23 protein-coding genes, 1 tRNA gene and 2 pseudogenes are annotated in these 24,610 nt (G+C 68.2%); 14 read left to right on the forward strand and 12 right to left on the reverse strand.

The features are described 5' to 3' along the window. The 3 genes from AC56K1_RS09275 to AC56K1_RS09285 all read left to right on the forward strand — a co-directional run. Positions 1-125 (forward strand): IS3 family transposase (locus tag AC56K1_RS09275; RefSeq protein ID WP_497157813.1); only part of this gene is annotated, 125 nt, incomplete at its 5' end. Between the two features lie 377 nt (positions 126-502). Beyond that, positions 503-592, forward strand: a tRNA-Ser gene (locus AC56K1_RS09280). Positions 593-1,025: 433 nt separating this feature from the next. After that, a complete protein-coding gene (locus AC56K1_RS09285; RefSeq protein WP_497157556.1) occupies positions 1,026-3,227 on the forward strand; it encodes an NADP-dependent malic enzyme in 2,202 nt (733 codons plus the stop codon). Between the two features lie 26 nt (positions 3,228-3,253). Here the strand turns inward: AC56K1_RS09285 and AC56K1_RS09290 are convergent. Beyond that, positions 3,254-3,433, reverse strand: a pseudogene (locus tag AC56K1_RS09290) (MBL fold metallo-hydrolase); the annotation flags it as partial. Positions 3,434-3,759: 326 nt separating this feature from the next. On the opposite strand from AC56K1_RS09290, the gene AC56K1_RS09295 reads away from it, so the two are divergent. From AC56K1_RS09295 to AC56K1_RS09315, 5 genes are all read left to right on the forward strand, one after another. After that, positions 3,760-4,197, forward strand: coding sequence for a universal stress protein (locus AC56K1_RS09295; protein WP_497157557.1), 438 nt, complete (start codon positions 3,760-3,762; stop codon positions 4,195-4,197). Between the two features lie 26 nt (positions 4,198-4,223). Next, positions 4,224-4,724, forward strand: coding sequence for a universal stress protein (locus AC56K1_RS09300; RefSeq protein WP_497157558.1), 501 nt, complete (start codon positions 4,224-4,226; stop codon positions 4,722-4,724). Between the two features lie 36 nt (positions 4,725-4,760). Then, entirely contained in the window at positions 4,761-5,948 is a 1,188-nt protein-coding gene (locus AC56K1_RS09305) for a GGDEF domain-containing protein (RefSeq protein WP_497157559.1), read from the forward strand. 154 nt (positions 5,949-6,102) lie between these two features. Further along, a complete protein-coding gene (locus tag AC56K1_RS09310) occupies positions 6,103-6,435 on the forward strand; it encodes a cation transporting ATPase C-terminal domain-containing protein (RefSeq protein WP_497157560.1) in 333 nt (110 codons plus the stop codon). Next, positions 6,426-6,617, forward strand: a complete 192-nt coding sequence (locus AC56K1_RS09315; protein ID WP_497157561.1) for a hypothetical protein — start codon at positions 6,426-6,428, stop codon at positions 6,615-6,617. Before AC56K1_RS09310 ends, AC56K1_RS09315 begins: the two co-directional genes overlap by 10 nt. An 11-nt stretch (positions 6,618-6,628) precedes the next feature. Here AC56K1_RS09315 and AC56K1_RS09320 read toward each other — a convergent pair whose 3' ends face one another. Continuing rightward, complete coding sequence (locus AC56K1_RS09320) at positions 6,629-7,216, reverse strand: NAD(P)H-dependent oxidoreductase (RefSeq protein WP_497157562.1); 588 nt, start codon at positions 7,214-7,216, stop codon at positions 6,629-6,631. Further along, a complete protein-coding gene (locus AC56K1_RS09325; RefSeq protein ID WP_497157563.1) occupies positions 7,198-7,431 on the reverse strand; it encodes a hypothetical protein in 234 nt (77 codons plus the stop codon). The genes AC56K1_RS09320 and AC56K1_RS09325 overlap by 19 nt, the downstream gene beginning before the upstream one ends. A 73-nt stretch (positions 7,432-7,504) precedes the next feature. On the opposite strand from AC56K1_RS09325, the gene AC56K1_RS09330 reads away from it, so the two are divergent. After that, positions 7,505-7,684: a hypothetical protein gene (locus AC56K1_RS09330; protein ID WP_497157564.1), complete on the forward strand. Its 180-nt coding sequence runs from the start codon at positions 7,505-7,507 to the stop codon at positions 7,682-7,684. A gap of 96 nt (positions 7,685-7,780) precedes the next feature. Here AC56K1_RS09330 and AC56K1_RS09335 read toward each other — a convergent pair whose 3' ends face one another. Beyond that, entirely contained in the window at positions 7,781-8,263 is a 483-nt protein-coding gene (locus AC56K1_RS09335) for a universal stress protein (protein WP_497157565.1), read from the reverse strand. 376 nt (positions 8,264-8,639) lie between these two features. Here AC56K1_RS09335 and AC56K1_RS09340 point away from each other — a divergent pair, with 376 nt between their 5' ends. Both AC56K1_RS09340 and phbB read left to right on the forward strand, forming a co-directional pair. After that, complete coding sequence (locus AC56K1_RS09340) at positions 8,640-9,746, forward strand: 6-phosphofructokinase (RefSeq protein WP_497157566.1); 1,107 nt, start codon at positions 8,640-8,642, stop codon at positions 9,744-9,746. A gap of 246 nt (positions 9,747-9,992) precedes the next feature. After that, on the forward strand, positions 9,993-10,715 hold the full coding sequence (phbB, locus tag AC56K1_RS09345) for an acetoacetyl-CoA reductase (RefSeq protein WP_497157567.1): 723 nt from the start codon (positions 9,993-9,995) through the stop codon (positions 10,713-10,715). A gap of 66 nt (positions 10,716-10,781) precedes the next feature. On the opposite strand, the gene AC56K1_RS09350 is transcribed toward phbB, so the two are convergent. The 4 genes from AC56K1_RS09350 to AC56K1_RS09365 form a co-directional block, all read right to left on the reverse strand. Then, entirely contained in the window at positions 10,782-12,560 is a 1,779-nt protein-coding gene (locus AC56K1_RS09350) for a PHA/PHB synthase family protein (protein ID WP_497157568.1), read from the reverse strand. Between the two features lie 18 nt (positions 12,561-12,578). After that, positions 12,579-13,403: a universal stress protein gene (locus AC56K1_RS09355; RefSeq protein WP_497157569.1), complete on the reverse strand. Its 825-nt coding sequence runs from the start codon at positions 13,401-13,403 to the stop codon at positions 12,579-12,581. 139 nt (positions 13,404-13,542) lie between these two features. Beyond that, on the reverse strand, positions 13,543-14,316 hold the full coding sequence (locus AC56K1_RS09360; RefSeq protein ID WP_497157570.1) for a slipin family protein: 774 nt from the start codon (positions 14,314-14,316) through the stop codon (positions 13,543-13,545). Positions 14,317-14,327: 11 nt separating this feature from the next. Continuing rightward, positions 14,328-15,773: an NfeD family protein gene (locus tag AC56K1_RS09365; protein WP_497157571.1), complete on the reverse strand. Its 1,446-nt coding sequence runs from the start codon at positions 15,771-15,773 to the stop codon at positions 14,328-14,330. Positions 15,774-15,971: 198 nt separating this feature from the next. Here AC56K1_RS09365 and AC56K1_RS09370 point away from each other — a divergent pair, with 198 nt between their 5' ends. After that, entirely contained in the window at positions 15,972-17,831 is a 1,860-nt protein-coding gene (locus tag AC56K1_RS09370; RefSeq protein WP_497157572.1) for a feruloyl-CoA synthase, read from the forward strand. A 13-nt stretch (positions 17,832-17,844) separates the two neighbouring features. Here the strand turns inward: AC56K1_RS09370 and AC56K1_RS09375 are convergent. The 4 genes and pseudogenes from AC56K1_RS09375 to AC56K1_RS09390 all read right to left on the reverse strand — a co-directional run. After that, positions 17,845-17,952, reverse strand: a pseudogene (locus AC56K1_RS09375) (SDR family oxidoreductase); the annotation flags it as partial. 203 nt (positions 17,953-18,155) lie between these two features. Further along, complete coding sequence (locus tag AC56K1_RS09380) at positions 18,156-19,421, reverse strand: ferritin-like domain-containing protein (protein WP_497157573.1); 1,266 nt, start codon at positions 19,419-19,421, stop codon at positions 18,156-18,158. Positions 19,422-19,483: 62 nt separating this feature from the next. After that, positions 19,484-21,163 (reverse strand): putative bifunctional diguanylate cyclase/phosphodiesterase, encoded by a 1,680-nt coding sequence (locus tag AC56K1_RS09385; protein WP_497157574.1) that lies wholly within the window; start codon positions 21,161-21,163, stop codon positions 19,484-19,486. Positions 21,164-21,267: 104 nt separating this feature from the next. Next, entirely contained in the window at positions 21,268-22,161 is an 894-nt protein-coding gene (locus AC56K1_RS09390; protein ID WP_497157575.1) for a LysR family transcriptional regulator, read from the reverse strand. Positions 22,162-22,334: 173 nt separating this feature from the next. On the opposite strand from AC56K1_RS09390, the gene AC56K1_RS09395 reads away from it, so the two are divergent. Further along, complete coding sequence (locus tag AC56K1_RS09395) at positions 22,335-23,384, forward strand: NAD(P)-dependent alcohol dehydrogenase (RefSeq protein WP_497157576.1); 1,050 nt, start codon at positions 22,335-22,337, stop codon at positions 23,382-23,384. 11 nt (positions 23,385-23,395) lie between these two features. After that, complete coding sequence (locus AC56K1_RS09400) at positions 23,396-24,607, forward strand: MFS transporter (RefSeq protein ID WP_497157577.1); 1,212 nt, start codon at positions 23,396-23,398, stop codon at positions 24,605-24,607. Positions 24,608-24,610 lie beyond the last annotated feature (3 nt).

A 24,610-nucleotide genomic window follows, 5' to 3' on the forward strand; every position in this document is an offset into this window, starting at 1 on the left:
GCATCGACGAACTAAAAACGGGTCTCAAGAAATACATCCGCTATTACAATCACGACCGCATCAAGATGAAACTAAAAGGGCTGAGTCCTGTGCAATACAGAACCCAGCCCTTGGCCGCTCATTAAACCAACCGTCCAACTTTACGGGGTCAGTTCAGCATGGGAGCTTTTTTATTATGTAACGCGGAAGGAGGGAGCCATCTGCATGGCTCCCGCGTGGGATGCGAAGCCTCGCGCATACTTGCGCGAGGGCGGCCTGCGGCATGTGGGCGAATCCCACCCTTCCAGGCTCCCGCAGGGAGTCTCACTCCAGTCCTGGCAATGCATCCATAGCGACCTCGTGAAATTTCCTGTCACCCAGCAGGCTCACGTGAAATTTCCTTTCCTACTGGGGTGCAAGCCAACTTTGAAGAAAATTAACTTGCCGTACTTTTTCCTCTTCCACGAAGTTCGATCCTTCGCTATAATTCGGCCTCGCTTACAGCGACCGCAACACCGTTTCAGGAGAGGTGGCAGAGTGGTCGAATGTACCTGACTCGAAATCAGGCGTACGTTAAATCGTACCGTGGGTTCGAATCCCACCCTCTCCGCCAGTAGTAATAAAAAAGCTCCCGCATGGGAGCTTTTTTATTGCGTACGCGGAAGGAGGGAGCCATCTGCATGGCTCCCGCGTTGGATTCGAAGCCTCGCGCATACTTGCGCGAGGGCGGCCTGCGGCATGTGGGCGAATCCCACCCTCTCCGCCAGTAGTAATAAAAAAGCTCCCGCATGGGAGCTTTTTTATTGCGTACGCGGAAGGAGGGAGCCATCTGCATGGCTCCCGCGTTGGATGCGAAGCCTCGCGCATACTTGCGCGAGGGCGGCCCGCAGCATGTGGGCGAATCCCATCCTCGTACCCATCCTTCTCCCAAAAATCATCCGAAGTGATGGCTTTTCCCATTTCGTGTTGCAATGATGGCTTTTCGACAGGTAGGCTTGCCAGCAGGCGCAAGGCCGCTCCCGCACACGAAAACAACAGGAGACACGATGAGCACGGAATCCAGCAACGACCAATCCCGCGACACCCAGCTGCGCGCCGACGCGCTGGAGTACCACCGCAGCCCGACCCGCGGCAAGATCGAGGTGGTCGCCACCAAGCCGCTGTCGAACCAGCGCGACCTGTCGCTGGCCTATTCACCGGGCGTGGCCTATGCCTGCGAGGAGATCGCCGCGGACCCGAACATGGCCGCCGAGTACACCTCGCGCGCCAACCTGGTGGCCGTGATCACCAACGGCACCGCCGTGCTGGGGCTGGGGAACATTGGCCCGCTGGCTTCCAAGCCGGTCATGGAAGGCAAGGGCTGCCTGTTCAAGAAATTCGCGGGGGTCGACGTATTCGACCTGGAGCTGGACGAAATGGACCCGGACAAGCTGGTCGACGCGATCGCCATGCTCGAGCCCACGGTCGGCGGCATCAACCTGGAAGACATCAAGGCGCCGGAATGCTTCTACATCGAGAAGAAGCTGCGCGAGCGGATGAACATCCCGGTCTTCCACGACGACCAGCACGGCACCGCGATCATCTCCACCGCCGCGCTCCTGAATGCGCTCAAGGTGGTGGGCAAGGACATTGGGCAGATCAAGCTGGCCGCCTCCGGCGCCGGCGCGGCGGCGATCGCCTGCCTGGACATGATGGTGCTGCTGGGCGTGAAGCGCGAGAATATCTATGTCACCGATTCCAAGGGCGTCATCTACGTCGGCCGCGAGGCCGACATGGAAGCCAACAAGGCGCGCTATGCCCAGGCCACCGATGCGCGCACGCTCGCCGACATCATGCATGGAACCGACGTCTTCCTCGGCTGCTCGACCGCGGGCGTGCTCACCGGCGCCATGGTCAAGACCATGGCGGCGCAGCCGGTGATCCTGGCGCTGGCCAATCCGGAACCGGAAATCCGCCCGGAAGTGGCGCGCGCCGCGCGGCCCGACTGCATCATCGCCACCGGCCGCTCGGACTACCCGAACCAGGTCAACAACGTCCTGTGCTTTCCCTACATCTTCCGCGGCGCGCTCGATTGCGGCGCCACCCGCATCACCGACGAGATGAAGCTGGCCTGTGTCACCGCGATTGCCGAACTGGCCGAAGCCGAAGCCAGCGACGTGGTGGCCTCGGCCTACGAGGGCCAGGATCTCTCCTTCGGTCCGGAATACATCATCCCGAAACCCTTCGACCCGCGCCTGTTGGCGGCGATCGCCCCGCGCGTGGCCGAAGCTGCGGCGACATCCGGCGTGGCGGCCCGCCCGATCGAAGACATGGCGGCCTACCGCGACAAGCTGGCGCAGATGATCTACCACACCGGCTTCTTCATGAAACCGGTGTTTGCCCAGGCCAAGGCGCGTCCGCGCCGGGTCGCCTATGCCGAAGGCATGGATACCCGCGTGCTGCGCGCGGTGCAGACCGTGGTCGATGAAGGCATCGCCTATCCGGTGCTGATCGGCGAGAAGGCCAAGGTCGAGCGCGCGATCAGGGAAGCGGGCTTGCGGCTGCAGCTTGACGTCGACTACACGCTGATGGAACTCGAGGGCGAGGCCACGCTGCAGGGCACGCGCATGCTGGCAGCGGGCGAGGTCGATGCGCTCATCTGCGGCATGGAGGGCAGCTACGACAGCCACCTGGTGCACGTACAAAGCGAGATCGGCATGGCGCCGGGCGTCGGCGTGCTGGCGGCAATGAATGCGCTGGTGCTCGACAAGCACACGCTGTTCATTACCGATACCTATGTCAACGACCAGCCGAGCGCACCGGAACTGGCGGAAATCGCCCGCCTGGGCGCGGCGATGCTGCGCCAGTTCGGGCTCGAGCCGCGGGTGGCGCTGCTCTCTCATTCGTCGCTCGGCTCATCAAACCGCCCATCCGCGCGCCGCATGCGCGAAGCGCGCGAACTGCTCAAAGAATCTGCGCCGGATCTGTCGGTGATCGGCGAGGTCCACGGCGACGCGGCGCTGTCGGAAGAAATCCGCGACCTCTACAAGATCCCGGACGGCTTTGCGGGCAGCGCCAATCTGCTGGTGATGCCTTCGCTGGACGCGGCCAACATCCTGTTCAATGTGCTCAAGGTCGCAGCGGGCAAGGGCGTGACCGTCGGGCCGATCTTGCTGGGCGCGGCCAAGCCGGTGCACATCCTGAGCCCGAGCGCGACGGTGCGGCGGATCGTCAACATGACGGCGCTGGCGGCGGCGGCCGTGGATTGAGGCGGCAGGCGGCGGGGCGCTTTGCTGCCCAGGAGCCGTGCGGCAGGCCCAGGTTGCGGCTCGATGGTCGATACCGCCGGGCCATGGTAGTCATGGCCCGGCCACACACGGGTGTCGTCCGGCAGCGCAAACAGCTTGCCCGTGATGCTGTCGTACAGCGCCCCGGCGCTGCCTCCCTGGAAGTCGGTGCGCCCGCAGCCGTCGAGCTGCTGCTGCAAGGCCCCGTTCATTTGGGGATGCCAACGCGTCAATGGTTCCGCGGCCTGCGACGACGCAGCGACCTGCCACATTGTTAGGCGCTTTTGATCCAGGTCAAAGAAATTGTTGATCTATAAGACCAGACTGGGTTCCAGGCTATCCAAGTTCGCATGGACCCCACGAAGGCCACCATGTTCCGCAAGATCCTCGTTCCCACCGATGGCTCGCAGCTGGTGCTGGCCTGTTCGCCGCTGCCGGTGATCCTGCTCCGGGGGAGCACCCAGCCCGCCTGGCGGCGCCCGCCGGCAGCGCCGGCTTACTTCAGGAGCTTACAATGTACAAGCGAATACTGCTGCCAACCGACGGTTCGGAGGCATCCCGGCGCGCCATCCTGGCGGGCGTCGACTTCGCCAGCAGCGTGGGGGCCGAGGTGGTCGCCATGACCGCCGTGCCGGAGTTCCATACCTTCACCACCGACGCCGAGATGCTGGAGCAGACCCGCGACGAATACGACGCCGCCAGCCAGGCGAGTGGCCAGCGCCTGCTCGACCAAGTGTCGGCCGCCGCACGCGATTCCGGTGTACCCTGTACTTCCGTGCTGGCCGTATCCGATAATCCATACGAGGCCATCATCTCCACCGCGCGCGCGAACCGGTGCGACCTGATCGTCATGGCCTCGCATGGCCACAAGGGTATCAAGGGATTGTTGCTGGGCAGCGAAACACAGAAGGTGCTCGTGCACAGTGCGATCCCGGTCATGGTGCATCGCTAGGGCCGCGCCCACACAGGAGAACAACCATGTACAAGCGCATCCTGGTACCGACCGACGGCTCGCCCGTTTCCAACGACGCCGTCGCCGCGGCCATCGAGTTTGCCCAGGCATGCGGCAGCGAGATCGTCGCGCTGTCCGTCGCCGTGCCCGAGCCCGTACTCCAGTCTCTCGATGGAGCCATGGTGCTCGACCCGGGCCAGCAGGTCGACGTGCTGCTCGACCATGCCTTTGCATTTGTCACCGCGATCGCCGAGCGGGCCCGCCTGGCCGGGGTACGTTGCACGCCGCTGACCAAATTCTCGCTCGACCCTGGCGAAGTCATCGTCGATACGGCGCGCGAGCAGGGGTGCGACCTGATTATCATGGGCTCGCACGGACGGCGCGGGCTGAGCCGGCTGCTGGCCGGCAGCGTGACCCAGTCGGTGCTGGCCTATGCACCGGTGCCCGTGATGGTCATGCGCCCGGCCCCGGCGGGCGGGCACGCGCCCGCACAGGGCGGCCTCGGACCTGCCGCGGCCCCGGTTTAGGCGGCCCTGGCCTCCCCTCGGCCCGGCAGCGCAGCGATGCCGCCGTTCGCAAGCCACGAGGACAAACCGGCTGTGGCAGGGGAGGGGCCGGCTGCCACGCAGCATGACCCCGCGGGCCAGCCCCGCCACGGCGCACGTGCGCAGCTCGCCCGCATGCTCGGCACCCTGGACCGCGTGGACGAACGCGATTTCGGCAAGGCGCTCGACCGCGCGCTGTCCGGGATGCTGCCTGCGCTCGGCGCCGCATTCGGCGTCGGCGTGTTCCTGTTCAGCGCCTGGGACTACTGGATCGCGCCGCAGCAGGCCCCTGCCACCACCAAGCTGCGCCTCGCGCTGGTGCTGGCAGGCGCGCTGGGCTATTTCTCGTGGAACGGCCGCATCGCGGTTGCCTGGCGTTGCGTCCTCGTATATGGCACCCATTGCAGCGCCATGATCGTCAGCGCGGCGCTGTTGCCCGATGGCCTGGTACTGGCACTGCCCGCGATCACCGGCGTCATGTTTCCGCTCGCGCTGGTCGAACCCCGCGTGCCGCGCCTGCTGCTGCTGGTCCTGTTCCCGTCGCTGTTGTTCCTCATCCTCGGCGCGGCGGTGCTGCCGCCACGGCTGTTTGGCAGCTGCGCCCTGGTCTACCTGGTCACGCTGGGCCTGGCCCTGGTCGTCGCCATCGGCCACGGGCGATGGCGGCGCGCCGCTTTCCTCACCGAGCGTGCGCTGGCCTGGTCCGCCCATCACGACAGCCTGAGCGGCGTCCTGGCCCGCGGCTACCTGGTCGAGCTCGCGACCCATGACGTGGCGCTGGCCCGGCGCTACCGGCATCCGCTGGCCATCGGCATGCTCGATATCGACCACTTCAAGCGCGTCAACGATACCTATGGACACCCGACGGGCGACGCCCTGATCCGCGCGGTGTGCCAAGCCTGTTCCACCGAGCTGCGCGCGAGCGACTATTTCGGGCGGATCGGCGGCGAGGAATTCGCCTGCGTCATGCCCGAGACGGATGAAAACGACGCACTGGCCTGCGCCGAGCGCATGCGCACGGCCGTGGCTGCCATTCGCCTGGAGACCCCGACGGGAACCGCGCGGTGCACGATCAGCATAGGGATTGCCGCGCTGGCGCCGCAGCATGCGGACTTCGAGGCAGTGCTGGCCGCGGCCGACACCGCGCTCTACCAGGCCAAGTCGAACGGCCGCGACCGCGTCGAGCTGGCGCCGCGCCCCTGCTGACGATGGGCGCCGCAGCAGAGACTGCGCATCGCGCAGGCGCTGCAGCACGGCGGGGCGATGGTGGCCATGACCGGCGACGGCGTCAACGTCGCCCACGAAGCCGCCGAGCTCCCCTGCTGCCGGGCTGGCCGGCGATGCTGTACCCCTGCATATCGTGTTCCTGAAGCTGGTGATCGATCCGGCCTGCACGCTGGCATTCGAGAACGAGCCGCCGGAGACCGACCTGATGGAGCAGCCGCCGCGCGGGCGCGACGAGGCGCTGTTCTGGCGCGCCGCGCTCGTTAACGCACTGGTGCAAGGGCTGTGGGTGCTGGTGCTGGTGCTGGTGGCGGCGCTGTATGGATGGGCGCTGTGGCGGCTGCCCGGGCCTGAAGCGCGCGCGGCCGGATTTGCCGGGCCGGTGCTGTGCAAGCTGGCGCTGCTGCCGGCGAACCGCCAGCGCCGCGGGGCCAGGGCGTGCTGCGCGCGGCCAATCCGGTGTTCTTGAGCATCGCCGCCGTCGCCCTGCTGCTGCTGGCGCTGGCGCTCTACCTGCCCGCGGCCGCGTCGATGCTGCTGCTGGCGCCGCCCCCGCCGCTTGCGCCGGGCGCCGCCGTGCTGGCCGCCGCGCTCGCGCTGGCCGCCCTCGGGCTGCGTACATTGCTGGCGGCGCGCGTGGGGCGGCACTGAGCGGCGACGCTTCAGGCGGCGAGCTCGCCCAGGCGCCGCAGCCGTTCGCACCAGCGTGCAAAGCGTTCCGCCGGCATGTCGCCGGCGCCGCCGATGACGGTCGCGCCCACCGGCGCGATGCCGGCAAAGCCCAGGATGTTACGGCGCAGGACCTGCAGGCTGTGGGCCCGGTAGAACCACCGGTAGACCGGCGCCGGCATGCCCATGGTGACGATGATGCGTGCGCTGCGCCCGCCCAGCAGGCCCGCCTTGAGCGGATTGGCCGGCGCGCGCGCCAGCGCGAAGCCCGGCCGCAGCACCTGTTCCAGGAAGCCCTTGAGCAGGGCCGGCATGTCGCCCAGCCAGAGCGGATAGACCAGCACAATGTGCGCGGCGTGCGCGATCGCCTGTTGCGCCGGCAGCAGCGCCGCGGGCAGCTCGCCCTCGAGCCAGTCGTGCGGATCGGCCAGCAGCGCAAACCCGAGGCGCGCCGGCTCGATGGTCTCGACGCTGTGGCCGCCGGCACGCGCGCCCTCGGCATAGGCCTCGGCCAGCGCATGGCACAGGTGCTGCCCGGCGCCGTCCGGGTGGCCCTGGATGATCAGGATATGTTTGCCCACGGAGCCTCCCCGGCGGCGTCCAGCCGGCGCCGCATCGCCACCATTGCGTCCGCCGCCGGGGCCAGGTCGAAGCCGAGGGCGCGCGCCAGTGCCTGCATGCGCGTGTTTTCCGCCAGCGCCAGGCCCGTGGCGCCAACACCGCCCGGAGGGTCCGGGGCGCCGATCACTGCCACCGATGCCGGTGCGAACATGTGGTTCAGGTTGCGTATGCTCATAGGGCAGCCTCCGGCAGCGTGGCGAAGCACAACAATCGACTGGACCGGCGCGCCATTTTCTCCACGCCGGATCATGAACGACGATACCAGCGTATTTAACCCTGGCCAGCGATGCACTGGCCCGGCTCGGACGCTTCAGCGACCTGTCGTGATGGGGTGCTACGGCCATTCGCAATTCGGTGAACTGATCCTGGGCGGCGCCAGCATCACCATGCTGCGCAGCGCGACGGTGCCGGTGCTGATGGCACGCTGAGCGCAGCACCCCATCCTTTCCCGCAGGAGCTCCCATGCCGGGGCTGAATGCCGCCGAATTTGCCGGGCCCGGCCGTCGGCGGCGCCGTCCTGGCACCTAGCCGGCGCCTTCGACGAATTCCGGCTGCGAGGCGTCGCGCGGATCGCGCAGCAGCAACACGGGAATCGTCGAATTGGCGAGCACATACTGTGCATTGCTGCCCGTGAACAGGGGGTTGGCGTCGTTCGGGCCATGGGTGCCCATCACGATCAGGTCGCAGCCATGGTCTGCTGCTGCCTGGAGAATGGCCGGTCCGGGGGCCGGCGCCACCGGCGTGGCCGTTTCGCAGCTGACTCCGGCGGTGCGGGCTATGCGTTCAACGTTGGCGACATGCGCGCGTGCCGCCTGTTCCGCGCGTGCGAGCCTGGCCTGGGCTTCTGGCGTGGCGGCGCCGTTCCCGGGCGTGGCGACCTGCGCTTGCGCCACCGAGACCGCGATCATGCGCCCGGCGCCGGCATGCGCCAGTACGGCGCCCATCTGGGCGGCCCTGACGGCCAGGTCGGAGCCATCGGTGGCGACACACACTCTCTCGTGGAACATATGGGCTCCATCCGGATTGATCGGCGTTCACAGTAACGCGCTTGCGGGGCACGCCCGCGCCAGGCCAGTATAGCGCCGATCGGGCAGGGCGAGCCATCCGCCTGAAAAATCCTGGCGGGCGCAAACGGTGCTGCGCAAGCCGGCATCGCATGCGCCACGGCTTTCCGTTTCGTCCTCGACGGTCGGCGGCCTTTTACCGATGAACCGGCGCCCGCGCGTGATGTCCCCCTGGCCCTGTCTGCTGGGTGGGGCCCTGGTGTGGTTCCTGATGCTCCAGCCCGGCGTGCACGCCAGCGTCGCGGGCGCGCTGCACGTGGCGGCGCCGTCCCATGCTATATTTTCAGGCCCGGCATCGAGCGTAGCAAAGCGAGGTCCCATGCATACACCCGTCAAGCGCATCGCGATCGCCACCGGCGGCGGGGACGCGCCCGGCCTGAACGCCGTCATCCGCGCGGTGGTGCTCGCGGCCGGGCGGCTGGGCTGGGAATGCCACGGCATCCGCGACGGCTTCAACGGCCTGCTGGCGCCGGACCAGTGCCTGGGCGAGCCGGTCGTGCGGCTGACGGCCGATGCGGTGCACGGCATCGGCCATCTCGGCGGCACCATCCTCGGCAGCACCAACCGCGGCAACCCCTTGCGTTTCCCGGTACGCCAGCCCGACGGCAGCCTGGCGGAACAGGACCGCTCCGATGAGCTGCTTGCCCTGTGCCGCCGGCGTGGCATCGAGGCGCTGGTCGCGGTCGGCGGCGACGGCTCGATGGAAATCGCCGACTGCCTGCACCGGAAAGGGCTGGCGGTGGTGGGCGTGCCCAAGACCATCGACAACGACCTCGACCACACCATCCAGACCTTCGGCTTCGACACGGCGGTCGGCTTCGCAACCGAATGCATCGACCGCCTCCACACCACCGCCCACAGCCAGCACCGCGTCATGGTGGTCGAGGTGATGGGCCGCTACGCCGGCTGGATCGCCCTGCACGCGGGGATGGCGGCCGGCGCCCACGCCATCTTGCTGCCTGAAATCGCTTTCGACATCGACACGGTCGCCGCGGCCATCGCGCAGCGCGACGCGGCGGGCCACCGCCATGCCATCGTGGTGGCGGCCGAGGGCGCGCAGCCGGTCGGCGGGGCGCGCGCCGTGCAGGCGGCCGCCACCGTCGGGCAGGCCGAGCGCCTGGGCGGCATCGGGGCCTGGGTCGAGGCGCGGCTGGCCGAGCGGTCCGGCAAGGAATGCCGCAGCGTGGTGCTGGGGCATCTGCTGCGCGGCGGCAGCCCCTCGGCATTCGACCGCGTGGTCGCGGCGCGTTTCGGCGCCGCCGCCGTGCGCGCACTGGCGCGTGGCGAGTCCGGCATCATGGTAACCCTGGCCGAGCATGATATCGGCACCGTGCCGCTGGCCCGGGTCGCCGGCCGCAACAGGCGCGTGCCGGTCGACGGCGACACGGTGCGCACTGCGCTCGACCTTGGGATCTGCCTCGGCTAGCAAGGCGGCCGGGCCCGGCCCACCTTCTTGAAGTTCCGTTTGCAGTTCCGTTTGCGCCATTGGACGGCATCCGAGGCATTCTGGATGGGGCGCCTATGCTGGATCGACCCGCTGCCTGGACTTCCGGGCCCTGCCGGCGATCGGCGCCGCACTGTTTTCGTTCGCCCTGTCGCGCTTCGGCAGGGCGATGCGGCGCTGAGCTGCCAGCCGGCACTCGGCCCGGTCAACACTGGCAAGGAGGATGACATGGACAAGATTGCGTTGGTAACGGGCGGCACGCGCGGGCTGGGACGGGCAATCGCCATCGCCCTGCGCGATGCGGGCTGCCGGGTGGCGGCCAGCTATCACAGCGACGAGGCGGCGGCGCGCTGCATGCAGGACGAGACCGGCATCCTGGCCCTGCGCTGGGACGTGGCCGACTTCGAGGCATGCCGCGACGGCGTGGCCCGGGTCGAGGAGCTGCTCGGCCCGGTCGACGTCCTCGTCAACAATGCCGGCATCACGGCCGACGGCATGTTCCACAAGATGAGCCCGGAACAATGGTGGCAGGTCATGCATACCAACCTCGGATCGGTGTTCAACGTGACGCGCCATGTTATCGGCGGCATGCGCGCGCGGCATGCCGGGCGCATCGTCAACATCAGTTCGGTCAATGGCCGCAAGGGGCAGGCCGGGCAAGTCAATTATGCGGCCGCAAAGGCCGGCATCCTCGGCTTCACCAAGGCGCTGGCGCTGGAAAATGCCGGACATGGCATCACCGTCAACGCGGTGGCGCCCGGCTACTGCGATACGGCGATGATGGCGGCGGTGCCGCCCGAGGCCTTGCGCGGGATCGTCGCCGCCATTCCGGTCGGGCGCCTGGGCACCCCAGGGGAGGTCGGACGCGTGGTCGCCTTCCTCGCCTCGGAGGACAGCGCTTTTATTACCGGCGCGACCTTCGACGTCAACGGCGGCCAGTACCTGGCGTGAAACCCGCCTCCTTGCGCGTGGCCGGCGGCGCGCGCGGGCCTTCGCGGAAGCTGCCGGCAGGTATGGTCAAGGGGCGAGCACGTATTGCCCGGGCGCCGGTCCCAGGGTGGGTGCGTTCGCCGGCGGCCGGGTGGGCGGACCGGCGCGCGCCGCCAGCCAGGCCTCCCAGGCCGGCCACCAGCTGCCTTCGTACTGCGGCGCTTCGTGCTGCCAGCGCTCCGGGTCCTTATAGGGCGCGTCCGCCGCCGCGGTGGCGAGCTGGTAGCTGCGGCGCGCATCGCCGGGCGGGGCGACCACCCCGGCATTGTGTCCGCCGGAGGTCAGCAGGAAGCTCACTTCCGTATCGGTCAGCAGCCCGATCTTGTACACCGAACGCCATGGGGCGACATGGTCGGTGCGGGTGCCGAGCGCGAAGATCGGCACCGCGATGTCGGTGAGCGAGACGGGCTTGCCGCCGACCCGGTAGCGGGCGCCGGCCAGGTCGTTGTTCAGGAACAGGCGCCGCAGGTATTCGGAATGCATTCGGTAGGGCATGCGGGTGGCGTCGGCGTTCCAGGACATCAGGTCGGTATGGCGGTCCGGGACGTCGAGCAGGTAGTGGCGCAGCCGCCGCGACCAGATCAGGTCGTTCGAGCGCAGCAGCTGGAAGGCGCCGGCCATCTGGCGCGTGTCGAGGTAGCCCTGGCTCCACATCGCCGCTTCCAGGAAGCTGACCTCGCTCTCGTCGATAAACAGCGACAGCTCGCCCGGCTCGGTGAAATCGACCTGGGCCGCCAGCAGCGTGAGGCTGGCGAGGCGCCGGTCGTGGTCGCGCGCCATGGCGCTGGCGGCGATCGCCAGCAGGCTGCCGCCCAGGCAGTAGCCGCAGGCATTGACCTGGGGCGAGCCGGTGTCGCAGGCGATCGCATCGAGCGCCGCCATGACGCCGAGCTGGCGGTAGTCGTCCAGCCCCAGGTCGCGGTCGCCCGCGTCCGGGTTCTTCCAGGAGACGACGTACACCGTATGCCCATGCTCGACCAGGTAGCGCACCAGGGAATTGTGGGGCGACAGGTCGAGGACGTAGTACTTCATGATCCAGGCCGGCACGATCAGGAGCGGCACCGCATGCACCTCCGGCGTGACCGGGTCGTAGCGCAGCAGCTCGGCCAGGCGGTTGCGCAGCACCACCTTGCCCGGTGTGCAGGCCACGTCGCGGCCAGGCTGGAAGGTAGGGAGCTCGGCTTCGCCGGTCGCTGCGCGCCAGGCGTCGCCAGCTGCGCGCGCGGCGCCGGCCACCAGGTTCATGCCGCCGCGCTCGCAGCTCGTGCGCAGCACCACCGGGTTGGTTGCGACGAAGTTCGACGGTGCGGCGCAGTCGAGCAGCTGGCGCGCGACAAAGGTGGCGACATCGGCGTGATGGCGCGACATGCCGCGCACGCTGTTGGTCGCGCGGTGCCACCACTGCTGCTGCAACAGGAAGCCCTGGCTCAGCACGTTGAAGGGCCAGCGGTGCCAGTCCGGCTCGTCAAAGCGCTTGTCCTGGGCCAGCGGCGCCACCGGTTCGGCCAGGCTGGACGCCGCGGCCCCGGCGCAATACTGGAGCCAGCGCAGCGAGGCCGAGGCCGCGTGCGCCGCCAGTTCGGCCTGCTTGTCGGGCGAGAGCAGCAGGTGGCTGCTCCAGTCGACCCAGGCCATGGCCAGCGCCGCCGGCGACACATTGCCGGTGAAGCGCCCCAGCCAGGCGTGCAGGGGCAGGTCGAGCGCGGCATGGCCGACGTCCGATTCGGGATAGTCGTGGTGCGTGCCTTGCCAGGCGCTGGCATCGCGCTCTTGCACGCCGGAGGGAGGGAAACCGGGCTGGTTCATGGCTGATCCGCCATGGCCTCAGTGTGCCAGCAGCACCGGCACCGGCGCGCGCTCGAGCAGCACCCGGGTGACCCCGCCGAGCAGGATCTCGCGGTAACGGCTGTGGCCGAACGCGCCGGCGACCAGCAGCCCGGCGCCGGTGGCGCGCGCGATCTCCAGCAGGGCGTCGCCGGCCGCGGCTTGCGTGCGCTCGTTGACGACCTCGACCCGGACGCCGTGGCGGGCGAGGAACAGGGCCATGTCGGCGCCGGGCTCGTCGCCGTGCAGGCCGGATTCGCGGTCCGGATTGACCAGGGCCAGGTGCACCGTGGCGGCGCGCACCAGCACGGGCAGGGCGGCGTCAATGGCGCGCACCGCCTGCGCGCTGGCGTCCCAGCCGACGACAACATGGTCGGCAAGCGGCTCGCCGGCATAGGCCGGCGGCACCACCAGCACGGGTTTGGGGCCGTTCAGGGCGAGGTATTGGGGCAGCCCGCGCGGCGCGGCCGACTCGCCCGCGTCCTGGCCGAGCACGGCCAGGTCGGCGTAGCGCGACTGCAGCAGCAGCGCGAGGCGCTGCTCGTCCTCGACCATGCGCTCCTCGAGGGATTGCACGCCCAGCCTCCGGGCGCGCGTGGCGAACCCCTGCAGGCTGTTGCGCGCCGCTGTGCGCAAGGCGTCAAAGTCTTCGCGCGGCGCGACCCGCATCGAGCCGGCCATCAGCACGAAGGCCGGCCAGGACATGCCGGTGGCGGCGCTGCCGACCAGGTGCGCATCGTGAGCATTGGCAAGCCAGGCGGCCGCCTGCAGCCGGGCGTCCATCGACGGGCTGTCGTCGACATGCACGATGATGGTCTTGTACATGGCTGGTCCTTTCGTGTCTGTGCACCTGATTCCCGACTCTACGCCGAGTACCGGGTCTTGTCAGGAGTGCGGATGATGCAGATCAAGTGACATCTCAATTCCATGCCTGCCTGGCCTGTCCCCCCCGGCCTTGCCCGGTTTATTTCGCCGCTGGACTGCGCGCCCGCGCCGCCACCACGTCGAGTAATTCGATCGGCAGCGGAAACACGATGGTCGAGGACTTGTCGCCCGCAATCGCTCCCAGCGTCTGCATGTAGCGCAGCTGCATCGCGCCCGGCTGCTGCGCCAGCACGAAGGCGGCCTGCTGCAGCTTTTCAGAGGCCTGCAGCTCGCCTTCCGCATGGATCACCTTGGCCCGCCGCTCGCGCTCGGCCTCGGCCTGGCGGGCGATGGCGCGGATCATCGATTCGTCCAGGTCGACGTGCTTGATCTCGACATTGGCGACCTTGATGCCCCAGGCATCGGTCTGGGCATCGAGCACCTGCTGGATATCCAGGTTCAGGCGTTCGCGCTCGGCCAGCATCTCGTCGAGTTCGTGCTTGCCGAGCACGGCGCGCAGGGTGGTCTGGGCCAGCTGGCTGGTCGCTTCCAGGTAATTGGCGACCTGGATGATGGCGCGCTCCGGGTCGACCACGCGGAAGTAGAGCACGGCGTTGACCTTCACCGACACGTTGTCACGCGAGATCACGTCCTGCGTCGGCACGTCCAGCACGATGGTGCGCAGGTCGACCCGCACCATCTGCTGCAGGACCGGGATGATGATCACCAGCCCCGGCCCCCTCACGCCCCAGAAACGTCCCAGCTGGAACACGACGCCACGCTCGTATTCGCGCAGCACCCGGATCGCCGAGGCCAGCAGCGCCAGCAGCAGGAAGAACAGGCCGCCAAGGCCGATACCGATACCGGAAAACATCGTCATTCTCCTCAGGGTTGGGCAACGGGGGCGACTTCCAGGGTCAGTCCGGTCCGGCCGACCACGCGCACGGTCTGGGACAGGTGCAGCGGCTCGACGCTGACCGCACGCCACAGCTCGCCTTCGATGCGGACCCACGCCTCCCTGGCATCGCGCGCAGCCACGTTCTCCACGGCGCACAACGCGCCGATCAGCCCGGCAGCGCCGCTGGTCACCGGGCGCCGCCGGGTTTTCAAGGCCAGGCGCGCCGTGCCGAACAGGATCAGGGCACTCGCCACTGCCAGCGTGCCGACCAGGCCCGGCGGGATGCCATAGCCGGGCAGTTCGGTGTCGATCAGCATGAGGGCGCCGGCAACGAAGGCGGCGATCCCGCCCAGGCCGAGGATGCCGAAGCTGGGCAAATAGGCTTCGCCGATCATGAAGGCCAGCCCCAGCACGATCAGCGCCAGGCCGGCGTAGTTCACCGGCAGCAGCTGCAGGGCGTACAGCCCCAGCAGCAGGCAGATGGCGCCGATCACCCCCGGCGCCACCGCGCCCGGGCTCATGAATTCGAACACCAGGCCGTAGATGCCGATGGTCATCAGTAGCAGGGCCACGGCGGGATTGGTGATCGCCGCCAACACGTCGGTGCGCCAGTCCGGCAGGAATTCGACCAGAACCGCGCCCTTGGTGGCCAGGCGCCGCTCCTGTCCCAGCACCATGACCTTGCGGCCGTCGAGCTGGGCGAGCAGGGCAGGGACGTTGGCGGCGACAAACTCAATGACATTCTGCTGCAAGGCTTCGTCGGCGCTCAGGCTGACGGATTCGCGCACCGCGCGCTCGGCCCAGTCGGCATTGCGGCCACGCAGTTGCGCGAGTCCTCGCAGGTAGGCGGCAGCGTCGTTGATGGTCTTGGCCTTCATGGCGGATGACGATTCGGCCTTGTCGGCGTCAGCCTCGCCTTGCCCGTCCTTTTTCGGCGGTGCGCCCGCGCCCGGGCCCGCGGGGCCGGGCTGCTGCGGCCCGATCCCGATTTCCACCGGCGTGGCCGCCCCTACATTGGTGCCCGGCGCCATGGCCGCGATATGGCTCGCATACAGGATATAGGTGCCGGCGCTGGCCGCGCGCGCACCGCCCGGCGCCACCCAGGCCACGACCGGCACCGGGGACGCCAGGATCGCCTTGATCACGGTGCGCATCGAGGTGTCGAGCCCGCCCGGCGTGTCCATCCTGAGGATGAGCAGTTGCTGCCCCTGCCCGGCCGAGCGTTCGAGGCTGCGCACGATGTGGTCGGCACTGGCCGGGCCGATGGCGCCGTCGATCGCCAGCAGCCCGACGGCGGCGGCAAAGGCAGGGAAGGGCAGGAGCACGGCCAGCACCAGGACAAACGCAGCCCAGGTTCGGGGGAAGGTGCAGGGCTGCGGCGCGTTTTCTGGGCGCGCCATTCCTGGCTGGCGATGTTCCCGGATGATGGACATGACAGACCGTTCCCTGAGCGGCTACATGATGAGTGACACCTGAACGGTCACAAAGTTCCTCAGCTCTGGCCCCGGCCGGCCGGCGCCGGCGCGCTTGCCGCTGACGTGGCGAACAATAATGTGCAAGAATCAAGAGCAGGCGGCAACCTGTGGCAACAGCAGGTGCTGGGCGATGAAGGAAACAAGGGAGGCAGGAGCATGGATGCACACGCCCGCTACCGCCCGGTAGCGTTCGGCGACGACGCGGTACAGGTCCGCACGGCCAAGGGCGCGACCTATGTGAAGGCGGCGGCGCCGCTCGGCGGCTATGTCGTGCGCACGACGGATCGCCTGCGCCACTGGGCGATGCAGGCGCCGGAGCGCAGCTTCATTGCCCGGCGCGGCGCCGATGGCGCATGGCGCCACATCACCTACATCGAGGCGCTGCGCCATGCGCGATCGATCGGGCAGGCGCTCCTGCAGCGCGGCTTGTCGGCCCGGCGGCCGGTGGTGATCCTGTCCGGGAACGACCTCGACCACGCCATGCTGGCCCTGGCCTGCCAGTACATTGGCCTTCCCTACGCCCCGATCTCCCCGGCTTATTCGCTGGCCTCACGGGATTTCGGCAAGCTGCGGCAGATCATGGAGCTGCTCGATCCCGGCCTGGTGTTTGCCGCCGACGGCCGCGCATTCGGCCCCGCAGTGGATGGGACCTGCGGCCCGGACGTCGAGTTCGTGGTGGCAAGCGGCATGCCATCCGGGGGTAGGGCGACGCTGTTCTCGGCACTGGCGTGCACCGCGCCCGGCGCCGCGGTGGACCAGGCCATGCAAGCCGTCGGCCCGGACACGATTGCCAAGTTCCTGTTCACCTCGGGCTCTACCGCGCAGCCAAAAGCAGTAATAAATACCCACCGTATGTTGTGCAGCAACATGCAGGCACTGCTGCAGGTCTGGCCTTTCCTGGCCGAAGCGCCACCGGTGCTGCTCGACTGGCTGCCATGGAACCATACCTTCGGCGGCAACAAGAGCTTCAACCTGGTCTTGTTCAACGGCGGCACCCTGTACATCGACGACGGCAAGCCGGCCCCGCAGCTGTTCAGGCAGACCATCGCCAACCTGCGCGAGATCGCGCCGACCATCCATTTCAACGTGCCCAAGGGATGGGACGACCTGGCGCACGCGCTCGCACTCGATCCCGCCCTGCGCGAGCATTTCTACAGCCGCCTGCAGCTGCAGTTCCACGCCGGCGCCGCACTGGCGCAGCCGGTCTGGAACGCGCTGCACGCCGGCGCCGAAGCGGCGTGCGGCCAGCGGATCCGGATGGCGACGGGCCTGGGCATGACCGAGACGGCACCCTGCGCCCTGTTCACGATGCGTGAAGACGCGCGCGCGGGCGAGCTGGGTGTGCCCAGTCCCGGCCTCGAAGTCAAGCTGGTGCCATGCGGCGACAAGCTCGAACTACGCTACCGCGGTCCCGGCGTCACGCCTGGGTACTGGAAGTCGCCTGGGGAAACGGCGCTGATGTTCGATGACGAGGGCTTCTTCTGCTCGGGCGATGCCGTCAAGTGGCTGGATGCGGCCCGGCCGCGGCTGGGCTTCGTGTTCGATGGCCGCCTGGCGGAAGACTTCAAGTTATCCACCGGTACCTGGGTCAGCGTCGGCACGCTGCGCAGCCGCGTGGTGCACGAAGGCGCGCCGTATGTGCAGGACGCCGTCATCGCCGGCCATGAGCGCGCCGAGGTCGGACTGTTGATCATCCCGAACCTGCCGCAATGCCGCAGCCTGAGTGGCCTGCCCGATTCCGCCAGCGCGGCAGAGGTGCTGGCCGCGGGTCCGGTGCGCGGGTATTTTCAAGCCCTGGTTCACAGCCTCGGGAAGGGCGGCGGCAGCGCAAGCCGCATAGCGCGCGCCCTCGTGCTGGCCGAGCCGCCATCGGCCGAACGCGGTGAAATCACCGACAAGGGTTCGATCAACCAGCGCGCGGTCCTGCGCCGGCGCGCCGCGTTGGTCGAGCTGCTGTACGCGGGGCAGGACCCGGCAATCGTTTACTCGGGCCAGGAGCCGGGACAAGCCGGCTGATCACGCCGAAGCTTCATTGCGGCGCCAGCTCGCCGTAGTAGAACGACGCGGTCACGCCGCCGTCCATCAGGAAATCGCTGCCGGTGATGAAGGCGCCATCCGGCCCCTGGCCGATCGACCCGGCGCCGATGACTACGGTGACTTCTTGCATGCTGTTCTTCCTGCATCGAACGACAGGCGGCGAATGTAGGGCGCCTTGCCCACGACCGCCATGACCCACCTGGCGATCCAGGAGCAGTTGGAGGGCAAGGTGGTCGAGTGGATGGAGAAGGTCAGACGAGCAGGTCGGGAAGTAAGCACCAGCCGGCAGGGCGCCGGCGGCGTTCAGCTCCTTGCCGCCGGCGTGACCAGGGTGGCTGCCAGCTCGTGCAAGGCGCCGGCCAATGTCGCGTCCAAACCGGGAGCCGAGGCCGCCAGCACGTCGAGAGCCAGCGCGATTTCGCTGGCGCGTTCGGCCAGCAGCGCGGCGCCGGCTTCGCGCTGGGGCAGGGCAAGTCCACTGCGCGGCAGGTGGAAGTTCATGCCTGCGCGCGGCGTCGGTTCGCTGCCTGCCGGCAGGGTGGTGAGAAGCACGCTTAGCGCATGCACCACGTGCATCAGGTTGACTGCGCCGTCGATTTCCATGCGGCGCGCGGCAGGGGACTGCGGCGTGCCGGTGCCGCTGGCGAGCAGCCGCAGCATGAGGCCATAGCTGGCATTGGCCAGGTCGAGCACGCGCGCGCTGTCGGGCGCGCTGACGTGGCAGCCGGGCGCGTCGCCGATCGGCGCGAACATGACCGGGTCGGAGACGATGTCGCGGTGCGGCACGAAGGCCGGATCGTCGCGCAGGAAGGCGTCGTATTCCGCCGCCATCGCGACGAAGCGCGCGTAATGCGATTCCTCGCTGTCGCGCCGCCCGCCTTCGCCCTGTTCGATGATGGTGTCGATGGCCAGCACGGCGCTGCGCAGGTCGGTGACCGTCGCCAGTCCGGGGAGGTCCATGATGTCCGGCCCGAGCTGGGCCTCAAGGCTGCCCACGAACAGGGCGGACTCTCCCAGGCGTTCGGCCAGGGTCTCGAAACCCTGCTGGATGCCGCGGTACAGGTGGCCGACGGTGTCGTAGTCTTCCGCGGTCGGCGTGAGCCGGGTGGCATGCGGGCGGCGCTGGTAGCTGGTGGCCGTCTCGAAGCCCCTGGCCTGGGCCATCTCCATGCCTTCGGGACGCTCCAGGTAGACGAAATGGGCCAGCGTATCGCGCGTGAGCGGCGCCAGGCGCACCACCAGGCTGGCGGGGTGGTAGCCCGGCGGCACCGGAAAATTCTGGCGCCGGAAATGCGGCGGCGAACCAATGCTCATCAAGAGGTTATTGACAGTGGCCAGGTGGGCCATTTCTTCCATCGCGACGCTGCGGATCTCGCGGCGCCAGCGGCCGATCGCTTCCAGCTGGGCAGGCGTGACCGATTCGCCGGCCGACTGCTTCAGGCTCCAGCCGGCGTACAGGTAGGTGCACATCAGCCCTTGTTCGATTTCGGCCGCTTCGGTGAGCAGGTAGATCAGCTGTTCGCGGTCGTTGACGCGTACGTCGTGCCGGTCGGTGGTAGTTGTCGTCATCCGGGCACTATACCGGAAGGCCCCGCGGCAGGCGCGCGGAGGATGTCACCCGGACACCGTGTTCAGGCTGGCCGGGCCCCGTTCGCGTACGCGCACATGGCGGCTGCCGACAAGGGGCGCGAGAAATAATAGCCCTGCACCGCGTCGCAGTGCTGTTCGCGCAGGAACTCGAACTGCTCGGAGGTCTCCACTCCTTCGGCCACGACGGCGATGCCCAGCGTATGCGCCAGGGTGATGATCGCACTGACCACGGTTCTTATCTCGGGACTGTGCGCCAATGGGCGGACGAACGCGATGTCGAGCTTGAGCACATTGATCGGCAAGGAGGTCAGGTGGCTCAGCGAAGAATAACCGGTGCCGAAATCGTCCAGCGCGATGGACAGGCCACGCATGCTCAGCGCATCGAGCACCCCGCGCCCGATCTCATGGCTTTCGAACAAGGCGTGCTCGGTGAGTTCGACGGAAATGCCATCGGCTCCGATGCCCGTGCGGCGCATGGCGGCGTCGATCAGCGCCACCATGTGGTAATCCGACAGTTCGCGCGCGCACAGGTTCAGGCCGACGGGATAGCGCGCCTGGCCGTCGGTGAACCCGATTGCTTCTTCGCAGACGCGCTGCACGATCCACCGGCTCATGTCGGGGATCAGGCCGGATTTGCGAATGAGTTCGATCACCTCCGGAATCGGCCGCCCGGACAGGGCGGGGTGGTCGCAGCGCAGCAGGGCTTCCACCGAGCGCAGCTTGCCGCTGTCGGTGGCGATGATCGGCTGGTACAGCAGGTGGAAGCGCTCTTCGCCTACCGCCTGGCGCACCGCCGCCATGTCGCGGCTGTAGTTGCGCGATTCGACGTCCAGCTCGGGGGTGTAGTAGCCGAAGTGATTGCGTCCGCTGTGTTTGACCCGGTAGAGCGCCACGTCGGCCTTGCGCAGGAGTTCGCCCGGAACCCAGCCGTCCAGGGGGGCCACCGCGATGCCGATGCTGGCCGTGACCCGGACCTCGTGGCCCATCACCACCATCGGCTGGCTGAGCAGCGTGATCAGCTTGTTGGCCAGCACCGCGGCATCGATCGGCGAGCCGGCCCCGGTTTGCAGCACCGCGAATTCGTCTCCGCCGAAGCGGGCGACCGTGTCGGATGCGCGCGTCACGCTGGTGATGCGCTCCGCCACCATCCGCAGCACTTCGTCGCCTGCGCTATGGCCAAGGGTGTCGTTGACCTGCTTGAACAGGTCGAGATCGATCAGATGCAGGACCAGGGTGCCGTTGGTGCGGATGCCCAGCGCCGCGGCTTCCTCGAGGCGTTCGTCGAAGACGCGCCGGTTGTTCAGGCCGGACACGGTATCGGTTTCCAGCTCCTTCAGCATCGCCTGGTCATGCTGTTGCCGTTCGGTCACATCCTGGGCGATGCGCATGAAGCCGATATGGTCGGCATTGGTGTCGAACATCGGCGTCAGGCGGCTTTCGATCCAGCGGCCATAGCCTGCACCCACCGCACGGTGTACGCGGGTAACCTTGACCTCGCCTTTGGCCAGCGCCTCGCGCATCTCCTGCTGCGGGAGCCCGGCCGCGCGGTCGGGTGGTGTGAAGATCACGGCGCTGTCGGTGCCGGCCATGGCGTTCGACAGGCCAAACAGCGAATGGGCGCCCACGTTGCAGCTCAGGAGAAGTCCCTCGCGGTCGGTGACGACGATCGCGACGCTGGATGCGCTGGTGAGGATGGCGCGCAGCAGCTCGGGACCAGTCATGACAGGTGTGCTCCTTGCGGCAGTGGGATGCAGGGAAAGAATCGTTGATTCATTGTACGCCTTGCAACTGCCGCCGTCGCGCCGTATTTACGGCAGGCGCTTGACTAACCCTTGTGCCGGATTGCGTCGATCACCAGCGCCAGTGCGCGCGAGGAATGGCGGCGGCTCGGATAATAGGCGTGCAGGCCGGGAAACTTCGGGCACCAGTCCTGCATCACGCTGATCAGGCGCCCCTCGCGCACGTGGCTGGCCGCCAGGTCTTCGGTGAGGTAGGCCACACCGCAGCCGCTCAGCGCGGCGTTCAGCATGTGGTAGCCGGTAGTGAACATCGACTGGCCGCGCACCCGCAGCTCCAGCGCCTGGCCGTCGCGTTCGAGCTCCCAGGCGTAGATGCCGCCGCTGCTGGCCAGGCGCAGGGTGATGCAGTTCTGCTTCATCAGGTCTTGCGGCGTGGCGGGGATGGCATGCCAGGCGAAATAGGCGGGCGAGGCGACGATCATGGTCTGCACGTCGGGCGTCAGGCGCACCGCGACCATGTCCTTTTCCACCTGGTCGCCATAGCGCACGCCGATGTCGTAGCGGTCGGCCGCGATGTCGACCATGCGGTAGTCGGCGGTGATCTCGACGTGCAGGTCCGGGTATTGCGGCAGGATCGGCGCGATCCGCGGCCACAGCACGTTGTCGATGACGTTGTCGATCGCGGTGATGCGGATGGTGCCGGCCGGCTTGTCGCCCAGGTCGCTCACGGCGGCGATCTCCGCCTCGATCTCGTCGATGCGCGGCGCCACGTTCAGCAGCAGCCGTTCGCCGGCCTCGGTGGGCGAGACGCTGCGGGTGGTGCGGGTGAGCAGGCGCACGCCCAGGCGCGCTTCGAGCGAGCGCACGATGTGGCTGAGCGCCGACTGGGTCATGCCCAGCTTGGCCGCCGCGCGCGTGAAGCTGCGTTCGCGGGCCACGGCGATGAAGACGAGGATGTCGTTGATATTCTCGCGGGCCATGGGTTTTCTGTGTATTCGTGATGGGGTGTATTCAATTCTAGCAGCGATTAATGAGGTGCATTCATAAGCCCATGCAAACGCCGCCCCGTTCGCGCCACCGGTTTGCCACTACCATGCTGGACTCCCGGGCGCGCTCCTGCGCCTGCGCGCCACCAGAACAGGAAGGCCTACTCATGACCATCAACGCCTGCGGCGCCCACGCCGGCGACAAGCCGCTCGAACCGATCGCCATCGCCCGCCGCGCACCCGGCGCGCACGACGTCCAGATCGACATCGCCTTTTGCGGCGTATGCCACTCCGACCTGCACCAGGTGCGCGGCGAATGGGCCGGCACCCTCTATCCCTGCGTGCCCGGCCACGAGATCGTCGGGCGCGTCGCCAGCGTCGGCGCCCATGTTTCGGGCTTCCAGCGGGGCGACCTGGTCGGCGTCGGCTGCCTGGTCGACAGCTGCCGCCATTGCGCCGATTGCGAGGCAGGCCTGGAGAACTACTGCGACCACATGACCGGCACCTACAATTTCCCGACCGCGGATGCGCCGGGCCATACGCTGGGCGGCTACTCGGAGCAGATCGTCGTCAACGAGCGTTACGTGCTGCGCGTGCGTCATCCGGAAGCCCGGCTGGCGGCGGTGGCGCCGCTGCTGTGCGCCGGCATCACCACGTACTCGCCGCTGCGCCACTGGCAGGCCGGCCCGGGCAAGAAGATCGGCATCGTCGGCATCGGCGGCCTCGGTCACATGGGCATCAAGCTGGCCCACGCGATGGGCGCCCACGTGGTGGCCTTCACCACGTCGGAATCCAAGCGCAAGGATGCCGAGCTGCTCGGCGCCGACGAAGTCGTGGTCTCGCGCGACCCGGCGGCGATGGCGGCCCATGCGCAAAGCCTGGACCTGATCATCAACACCGTGGCCGCCCCGCACGACCTCGACGTCTTCATGGCCCTGCTCAAGCGAGACGGCACCATGACCCTGGTCGGCGTGCCGGCCGAGCCGCATCCGTCGCCGGCCGTGTTCACATTGGTGGGCAAGCGCCGCTCGCTGGCCGGCTCGATGATCGGCGGAATTCCTGAGACCCAGGAGATGCTCGACTTTTGCGCGCAGCACGGTATCGTCGCGGACATCGAGATGATCCGCGCCGACCAGATCAACGCGGCCTATGAGCGCATGCTCGAGGGCGACGTGAAATACCGCTTCGTCATCGACAGCAGCACGCTGGCCGCCTGAAGAGGCAGAGCATGAATCCGAACCTCACCATCACCCCCCAGGCCGCTCCGGCCGAACGCACCCAGCCCGCGGCCTGGGGCGCCGTGTTCGCCCTCGCACTGGGCGCCTTCGTGCTGGTCGCTTCCGAGTTCATGCCGGTCAGCCTGCTCACGCCGATCGCGTCAGATCTCGGCATCAGCGAGGGCCAGGCAGGGCAGGCCATCGCGATCTCGGGTGCCTTTGCCTTGATCACGAGCCTGTTCATCGCGCGCCTTGCCGGGCGCTTCGACCGCAGGTTGCTGCTGCTGGCCCTGACGGTGTTGATGATGGCATCAGGCACCCTGGCGGCATTCGCGCCGAATTATTTCTGGTTCATGGTCGGCCGCGCCCTGATCGGCGTGGCCATCGGCGGCTTCTGGTCGATGTCGGCGGCCACCGCGATGCGCCTGGTGCCCCTGCACCAGGTACCGCGCGCCTTGGCCATCGTCAATGGCGGCAATGCGCTGGCCACCGTGGTGGCTGCGCCCCTGGGCAGCTTTTTAGGGGCGATCGTCGGCTGGCGCGGCGCTTTCTTTTGCGTCGTTCCGGTCGCGGCCCTGGCTTTTGCATGGAAGCTGGCCAGCCTGCCGTCGATGCCGGTCCAGCGCGGGCAGGTGGCCGCGAGCGCCTGGACGCTGCTCAAGCGCCCGGAAGTGGCTTTCGGCATGGCCGCCGCCAGCTTCTTCTTCATGGGGCAGTTCGCGCTGTTTACCTACCTGCGCCCTTTCCTGGAGCAGGTGACCCGGGTCGATACCGTCACGCTGTCGCTGCTGCTGCTCGCCATTGGCCTGGCCGGCTTCGTGGGGACGATTCTGATCGGTGGCCTGCTCAAGGGGCACCTGTACCGGACCCTGGTCGTCACCCCGGCGCTGATGGCGCTGATCGCGGTGGCCTTGATCGGCCTGGGCGGCGTGCTGCCGGTGGTTGCCGTCCTGCTGGGAATCTGGGGACTGGTCGGCACCGCCGCCCCGGTCGGGTGGTGGACCTGGCTGGCGACCACGCTGCCGAAAGATGCCGAGGCGGGCGGCGGCCTGATGGTCGCGGTGGTGCAGCTGGCGATCATGTTCGGCGCGCTGGTGGGCGGGCTGCTGTTCGACACCAGCGGCTACCGCGCCACCTTCAGCCTCAGCGCGGGGCTGCTGGTCATTGCCGCCGTATTTGCCGTGCTGGCGGCACGCAGCGGCCGCGCGCAGGCGAACGCGTAGATC

Source organism: Telluria sp. ZB4P37 (genome assembly GCF_059685855.1).